This window comes from Protofrankia sp. Cas4 (assembly GCF_963555915.1).
GTDB lineage: Bacteria > Actinomycetota > Actinomycetes > Frankiales > Frankiaceae > Protofrankia.
In genome coordinates, this window is record NZ_CAUVXL010000004.1 from 34,438 (window position 1) to 42,128 (window position 7,691).

Annotated in this window: 7 protein-coding genes; 4 read left to right on the forward strand and 3 right to left on the reverse strand. The window is 67.2% G+C overall.

The annotated features are described in order from the left end of the window. From U9979_RS00250 to ppk2, 3 genes are all read right to left on the reverse strand, one after another. A partial coding sequence (locus tag U9979_RS00250; RefSeq protein ID WP_322777757.1) for a histidine--tRNA ligase occupies positions 1 to 1,039 on the reverse strand: 1,039 nt, incomplete at its 3' end. Positions 1,040 to 1,441: 402 nt separating this feature from the next. Next, the gene (locus tag U9979_RS00255) at positions 1,442 to 2,092 is read right to left on the reverse strand and encodes a nucleoside monophosphate kinase (protein ID WP_322750323.1); all 651 of its coding nucleotides are present in this window, start codon (positions 2,090 to 2,092) and stop codon (positions 1,442 to 1,444) included. 67 nt (positions 2,093 to 2,159) lie between these two features. Continuing rightward, complete coding sequence (ppk2, locus tag U9979_RS00260) at positions 2,160 to 3,008, reverse strand: polyphosphate kinase 2 (RefSeq protein WP_322777758.1); 849 nt, start codon at positions 3,006 to 3,008, stop codon at positions 2,160 to 2,162. Between the two features lie 224 nt (positions 3,009 to 3,232). Here ppk2 and U9979_RS00265 point away from each other — a divergent pair, with 224 nt between their 5' ends. The 4 genes from U9979_RS00265 to U9979_RS00280 all read left to right on the forward strand — a co-directional run. Continuing rightward, positions 3,233 to 4,852: a hydantoinase B/oxoprolinase family protein gene (locus tag U9979_RS00265; protein ID WP_322777759.1), complete on the forward strand. Its 1,620-nt coding sequence runs from the start codon at positions 3,233 to 3,235 to the stop codon at positions 4,850 to 4,852. Positions 4,853 to 5,151: 299 nt separating this feature from the next. After that, positions 5,152 to 5,838, forward strand: a complete 687-nt coding sequence (locus tag U9979_RS00270; protein ID WP_322777760.1) for a hypothetical protein — start codon at positions 5,152 to 5,154, stop codon at positions 5,836 to 5,838. Between the two features lie 172 nt (positions 5,839 to 6,010). Continuing rightward, positions 6,011 to 7,318: a hypothetical protein gene (locus U9979_RS00275; protein ID WP_322777761.1), complete on the forward strand. Its 1,308-nt coding sequence runs from the start codon at positions 6,011 to 6,013 to the stop codon at positions 7,316 to 7,318. Between the two features lie 33 nt (positions 7,319 to 7,351). After that, the coding region (locus tag U9979_RS00280) for a sugar phosphate nucleotidyltransferase (protein WP_322777762.1) at positions 7,352 to 7,691 on the forward strand (340 nt) is incomplete at its 3' end.

The following is a 7,691-nucleotide window of genomic DNA, read 5'->3' on the forward strand; positions in this document are numbered from 1 at the left end:
TCAGGCGGCCCTCGGCCACAAGTTTGGCGAAGATGCGGGTGAGCCCGATCGACATCCCGATGCCGGGCAGGTGCCGGCGAATGAACGACCCGGCGAGATCTGCGTAGCGGCCACCCGAGCAGATGCTGCCGTAGTCGGGCCAGTCGAGGAACTTTCCCTCGTAGACGGTGCCGGTGTAGTAGTCCAGGCCGCGGGCGATGGACAGGTCCGCCACGACGCTGCCGGCAGGCAGGTCCGACAGTTCGTCCAGGACGAACGAGAGTTCGTCCAGACCCTCGGTGAGCAGGTCGGAGGTGACGCCGAGGCGACGGATGTCCGCGGTCACTCCCGCGTCGACGCCACGGATGTGGGCGAGATCCAGACAGGATTTGATCTGTGCGGGTGTCAGCGCGGTCCGCGTGGCGAGCAGCTTCTCGACCCCGGCCGCACCCACTTTGTCAATCTTGTCCGCGATCCGGATGACGCCGAGCGGGTCGTCGATGCCCAGGCCGCTGTAGAAGCCCTGCAGCACCTTCCGATTGTTGATATTGATCGACCAGGCGGGGATGTTCAGGCCGGTCAGGATCTCGTGGATGATCCGGGGGAGCTCGGCGTCGAAGTGCAGCGGAACGTGGTCGACGTTGATGACGTCGATGTCGCACTGGGTGAACTCGCGGTAGCGGCCCTCCTGCGGACGCTCGCCACGCCAGACCCGTTGCATCTGGTAGCGCTTGAGCGGGAAGACCAGGTCGTTGAAGTGTGCGGCGACGTACCGGGCGAACGGCACGGTCAGGTCGAAGTGCAGGCCGAGTCGGGCATCGCCGTCGTCGGCAGCCTCGGCCTGGAGCCGGCGCAGTGTGTAGACCTCCTGTGACGTCTCGCCCTTGGCCAGCAGAACCTCGAGGGCCTCGACGGACGGGGTCTCGACCGAACAGAAGCCGTAGCGTTCGAACCCCTGGCGGATCTCGTCGAGCCAGCGCAGCTCAACCAGCCGGACCTCCGGCAGCCACTCGGGGAACCCGCTGACCTGCGCGGGTCGGACGAGCTGCTCGTCGCTCATCGCGGACGTTTCTCCTCTCGCGGTGCCGCGATCCCGGCGCGGCACGCAGGCCGTACCGTATCCCGCCCATCACGATCGACGGCGTCCCCGGGTCCGAGAGGGCCAAAGGGCGCGCGACGATCGTCAGATCGCGCGCCCGGAGGCCGTAGCCCCAGAGTTCGAGCGTCAACACACCCAGCGCGGTCACTGCCAATCGCGAGTCATGTGGCTACTCTGTGTATCGAAATAGATACAGTACGTGATGCAACGTGTTACTCGCCATAGGGAGGTTCCGTTGATCGGACTGCTTGACTGCAGCGTGTTCTGGACGTTGGTTTTCCGCAATCTGTCGACCGCGGCAGGCCTTATTCTCTGACGAATTGCCGGCCGGCGTCCGTACCGCGGGCGCCGGCTGCCCGCCGCTTACGATGATGCGATCTTGGGTAGATCAAAGTGTTCGCGGATCTCGGCCTGCACGTCGACGGCCTTATGTCGGGCGTCGACGACCGCCACGTATTCCTTGCGCTGGAAGATTTCCATCACCGGTCGGGTCTTCTCGTGATATTCGCGGAGGCGGACCCCGAGGGCCTCGGGGTTGTCATCCGATCGGGTCAGCAGCTGACCGCCGCAGACGTCACAGGTGTCGGCGACCTGGGGGCGACTGGCGATGAGGTTGTAGTCCAGTCCGCAGCGTGAACACAGCCGTCTGGCGAGCACCCTGCGGTAGACCTCCTCGTCGGGGAGGTCCAGGTAGATCACGCCGTCGATGTCGTAGCTCTCCAGGAAGAACTCGGCCTGCCGGGCGTTGCGCGGGAAGCCGTCGATGACGAAGCCGTAGTTCCAGTCGTGGCTGGCGAGGCGGTCGCGGACGACGGACTCGACGAGATCGTCGCCAACCAGGTGGCCGCTGGCGACGATGCGTCTGACCTGAGCGCCCAGCTTGGTATGGCTCTGCATGTTCCAGCGGAATATGTCACCCACGCTGATGTGGACGAGGTCGAGATCGTCCGCGAGCATTTTCGCCTGCGTGCCCTTCCCACTGCCCTGCACGCCCATGATGACGAACTTGCGCACATCCACCTCCGACTACGGAGAAGTTCCACGGGCGCCGGCCGAATGTGGGCATTCGGCTGGTGCCGGATCAGTCGACGACGTAGCGGCGGGGCACCCAGGTCTGGGTGTCGATCGGCGGACGCATGTAAGCGCGTTCCTGCCGTGCCGGAAGCTGAATGTCCGTCTGCGGGAGGGTCTCATATGAGATCATGGTCAGCAGATGGCTGATGAGATTCAATCGGGCGCTTCGCTTGTCATCGGCGTCCACGACGTACCAGGGCACGTCCCTGAGGTCCGTATAGGCGAACATCTGATCCTTTGCCTCGGCGTAGTCGACCCAGCGGGCACGGGCTTCAAGGTCCATGTTTGACAGTTTCCACCGCTTGTCCGGGTTCTTGATCCGATCACCGAAGCGTCTTTCCTGTTCCTTGTCGCTCAGTGACAGCCAGTACTTCACGAGGATGATGCCCGACCGTACCAGCGCCCGTTCGAGCTGGGGGCAGGTTCGCAGGAAATCCTCGTACTCCTCGTCGGTGCAGAATCCCATGACCCGTTCGACGCCCGCCCGATTGTACCAGCTCCGGTCGAAAAACACTATTTCACCCGCCGCCGGCAGATGTTGGATATATCGTTGAAAATACCACTGCGTCCGTTCGCGTTCGGTTGGCGTGCCGAGAGCGACGACCCGGCAGTGCCGGGCATTGAGTTTCTCAGTGACGCGTTTGATCGTCCCGCCCTTGCCCGCGGTGTCCCGGCCTTCCATGACCACCACGACCCGTAGGCCCCGATGAACGATCCACTCCTGCATCCGCACGAGTTCGGTCTGCAGGCGAACGAGTTCCTTGTCGTAGAATTCCCTCGAACAGCGCCGGGGGGTCACATGTGCCGACAGCGCAGCCTTCGTGGCCGGATCGGTGCTGTTGCTCAGATCCGCCATGGCCCTCTCCGTTCTATCTGGCCCGGCTGTTGCCCGCGGCCACACCAACCAGCCCACACCGACTAGCCCACACCGGCGGGTTGGTCATCACCCCGGAAGTAATTCCGGGGTGATGACCACTGGTACTCCTGTAATTACCCGAAGCGTATTCTACGGCGTATGCCAGCCTTGGCTGTGGGAGCCGGCGACACCGGACATCCGCCTGCTTTCGAACGGAGGACGGGATGGATCCGGTGACGCTGTCGGTACTGGCCAGCGCCCTTGCCGGTGTCGCCGAGGAGGCCGGGACACTGCTCGTGCGCAGCGCCTACTCGTCCAACATCAAGGAACGCCGGGACTGCTCCGCCGCCCTGTTCGACGCGGCCGGGCGGATGGTCGCCCAGGCCGCCCACGTCCCCGTGCACCTCGGCGCGATGTACGAGTCGGTGCGCGCCGTGGCCGAACGCGGTGCCGTGCCCGGTGACGTGTGGGTGCTCAACGACCCGTTTGCCGGGGGGAACCATCTGCCCGACATCACCCTCGTCTCGCCGCTGGCGGCCGATGGCCAGATCGCCGATGGCCAGATCATCGCCTATGCCGCGACCCGCGCGCACCATTCGGACGTGGGTGGGATGCGGCCCGGGTCGATGCCGGCCGACTCGCAGGAGATCTATGCGGAGGGGCTCATCATCCCACCCGTGCGGCTTGTCGCCGACGGTGAGTGGCAGGACGACATCCTTGAGTTGATCTGTGCGAACTCCCGGACCCCCGAGCTGCGGCGTGGCGACCTGCGCGCGCAGGCCGCCGCCAACCGGCTCGCCGGCACCCGGCTGGCCGAACTCGTCGACCGTCGCGGTCTGGCCGTCGTGCTGGAGGCGTTCACCGAGGTGCTGGCCTACGGCGAACGGCGGAGCCGGGCAATGATCGCGAGTCTGCCGGACGGCCGGTACACCGCTGTCGGCGAGGTCGAGGGCGACGGCGTGGGCGACGACGACATCCCGATCCGGGTGACCGCGACGATCGAGGGGGACGGGCTGACCGTCGACTTCGCGGGAACCTCGCCGGCGGTACCGGGCAACGTGAACTGCCCGCGGGCGGTCACCCGGTCGGCCTGTTGTTTCGCGTTGCGGGTGCTGCTGCCCGACGACGTTCCGGCCAACGACGGCACCTACGCTCCGCTCACGGTGCGCACCGAGCCAGGGTCGCTGGTGGACGCGCGCCGGCCGTCAGCGGTGGTCGCCGGCAACGTCGAGACATCCCAGCGGATCGCGGACACGGTGCTCGCGGCCCTGGCCCCGGCCCTCGCCGCCCGGTCACAGACGGCCCAGTCGGGGCCGGCCGGTCTGCCCGCGCAGGGGCAGGGCACGATGAACAATCTGATCATCGGCGGGCGTGGGTGGACGTACTACGAGACGTTGGGCGGTGGCCAGGGCGCCTCCTCTCGCGGACCGGGGCCGTCCGGTGTGCATGTCGGTATGACCAACACCCTGAACACCCCGATCGAGGCGCTGGAGCTGGAATACCCGATGCGGGTTGAACGCTACGAGCTGGACCCGGGCACATCCGGGCCGGGGCGCCATCGCGGTGGCGCCGGGCTGGTGCGGTCGATCCGGGTGCTGGAACCGGCGACCCTGTCGGTGCTCACCGATCGCCGTCGGCATGCACCACAGGGCGCCGCCGGCGGTGGTCCGGGCGCGGTGGGTCGTAACGAGGTGGACGGTGTTGCGCTGGCACCCAAGACAAGTCTTGAGCTGGCCGCCGGCGCGGTCGTCATGATCCGTACCCCCGGCGGTGGTGGGTGGGGGAGCCCGGAGCCGTCGCGTCCACCCGGCGGATCCGGATGGTCCGGACCGACCGCCAGTTGACCAGCATGACGTGGCCGTCAGCGAGGTGCAGCTGCTCGACCTCGCACCTGAACACCGCTTGAGCGATGCGACGGCGTAGCTCTTCGACATTGGTGTCGTCGGGCAGGGGGTAGTCCTCGCCATCGATGGTGATGATCGCTGCCACCGTTTAATGATCGCACGTGTGTTCGATCAAAGCAACGCTGTGGTCCGCGCTTCCGTCGCCTCGGAGCGGAAATGCGCCGATGATCGGGTCTGGGTATGCGCTCGCAGGTGCGGTGCGCGGAGCCGCCCAGGAGTAATGATCATCGGAGGGGTATGTGGGCACCGTCGTGCTGTCGCCGCTGGCGCGATCATTTGACGGCGCGCTGCTGGCTGTGGGCGCGCGGGCGGACGAGGCCGGGCGGGCGGCCGCCTTTGCGGATCTGGCTCGTCGTTACTGCGAGTCTGGTCGCTATTACCATACACTCCGTCACGTCGGCGAGACGCTGACGGCGTTGCAGTTGCTCGTCGCGGCTGATCGGGCCTGGGATCAGCCGACCGGGCGCGCCGGCGTGCTGTCGGCGGTTGCCGGCGGCAGGCTTGCGATCTTCTTCCATGACGCGGTCTATGACACATGTGCGGGCGACAACGAGGCCCGCTCCGGGGAGCTGGCCGTTGCCACGCTGACCGAGCTGGGATGTCCGCGGTCGGTGATCCGGGACGTCGACCGGTTGGTGCGGGCAACGGGGACGCATGTGTCCGCCGAACCCGACGAAGCCATGATCAACGATGCGGACCTGCGGGTGCTCGCCCGTCCGGCGCCTGCGTACGACGTCTACGTCCGCAGAGTACGGCGGGAATACGGCTGGGCCTCCCCGGAGCAGTGGGTCGCCGGCCGGGCGGCCGTCCTGCGTGCGTTGCTCGACTGCCGGGTATATGCGACGCCCTGGGCATTTCACCACTGGGAGTCGGCAGCCCGTGCCAACCTGCGCCGCGAACTGGCCGATCTGCGGCGTGTCCGGTAGGTGAACGGCCTGATTCTTTGTTGTCTGAAACTGGATGCTCCATTGATATATTTGTGGTCCGTATTGCGGAAATGGCCAATATATCAACAACTGCGATCATGAATCGGTCGAATGGCTGGCAAACGATGCCACGCTGGCCGACGCTGGGAAGGTGGACGAAACGGATCAGGCAGTGTCCGCCGTGGGCGGCCCGGCGGATGCGGCAAACGACGGTCCATCGATATCGGCCCGGCTCGACGCCTTTGTCGAGCGGCTGCGGATGCTCGGAGCCGTCACCCGGCCGGATGTCGCGCGCGCGTTTGCCACCGTCCGCCGGGACCGCTGCCTGACCGGCTTCTATGACGGTGTGGGGCCCACACCGCGCTACCTCACGGTCTCTCAGGACCACCCACCGTCCGGCGACGTCCTCGACGCGGCCTATGCCGACAGCGCCCTGGTCACCCACATCCCGCAGGCTTCCGGGGGCACACAGGCCTCCGGAGGCACACAGATTTCCGGGGATCAGAACGCGGTGTTGTCGTCGTGTTCCCAGCCGTCGCTGGTCGCCCGCATGATCGAATGGCTGGATGTGGTGCCGGGCATGCGCGTACTGGAGATCGGCGCCGGCACCGGATACAACGCGGCGCTCCTGGCCGTGCTGGGATGCCGGGTGACCTCGGTCGAGGTGTCCCCGCTCGTTGCCACCGAGGCGCGCGCATCGCTGGCACGGCTGGCCGCGGACGGTGTCGACACGTCGCTCGCCACGGTCGTCCACGGCGACGGCTACCAGGGCTGGCCCGACGGTGCACCTTATGACCGGGTGGTCGTCACCTGCGCGGTGAACGGCCTGGCGCCGTCGTGGGTGGAGCAGCTCGGCCCCCGGGGGGGAGTTCTCGCTCCGATGCGTCACGGCGGCCTCTCACCGATCATTCTGGTGACGACCGGCGCGGCGGACGCGGCTGCCGGCACCGACGCGCCTGCCGGCGCGATGCATGGCCGGGGCCTGGCACCGGCCGGATTCCTGCCGGTCACCGGACCTCTCGGTTGGTACGGCCCGTCCTCGGTGCCGCCGTTCGTCCGTTCGACCGCGGCGCCCGTCACCCGGCACCGGGTGTTGCCCGCGGACCTGCATCCGCACGATCTGGCGGACCTGTGCTTCGCCGCGGCGTGCCTGGACGAACGGGTGACCCGGGTACACGTCGCCGGGGCGCCCGAGGAGTGGGGCGGCTGCGGCGTCTTCGACCCGGACACCGGATCTGCGGCGCTGTTCACCCACGACGAGGTGATCCTCGCCGGGGACCCGGTCGCCCTCGACACCGCGATCGCGCTCGTCGACGCCTGGGAGCGTCTCGGCCGCCCGAAAGTCGCGGACTGGACGTGCCGGTTCGCTCTGTCCGGTCCGCCGGACACTCCGATCCTGCTCGCCGTGGACTGGGTCTGTACCGCGCCGATTGGAATCACGCAGACGGGAACCACACCGGCTGGAACCGCGCCGCAGTGACCCGCCGGCCGTCCTACAGCTATGGTTTCGCCCATGTCAGTAACGAAGGCGGTGATTCCGGCTGCGGGGCTGGGCACCCGGTTCCTGCCCGTGACCAAGTCCCTTCCCAAGGAGATGCTGCCGGTCGTCGACCGGCCGGCTATCGAGTATGTGGTGGAGGAGGCCTCGCGCGCCGGCCTACGAGATGTCCTTTTGGTTACGAGTCGTACCAAGAAGGCGATAGAGGATCATTTCGACCGGGATGCCGAGCTTGAGGCCGCACTGGAACGCAAGGGCGACACGACCCGGCTGGACCGGGTCCGCGCGTCCGCCGGGTTTGCCGAGGTGCACTCCGTCCGGCAGCAGGCACCGCGCGGGCTGGGGCATGCGGTGC

Coding starts and splice junctions, on each gene's coding strand:
- U9979_RS00265 (WP_322777759.1), top strand. CDS start 3,233: ATGGATCCGGTGACGCTGTCGGTACTGGCCAGCGCCCTTGCCGGTGTC.
- ppk2 (WP_322777758.1), bottom strand. CDS start 3,008: ATGGCGGATCTGAGCAACAGCACCGATCCGGCCACGAAGGCTGCGCTG.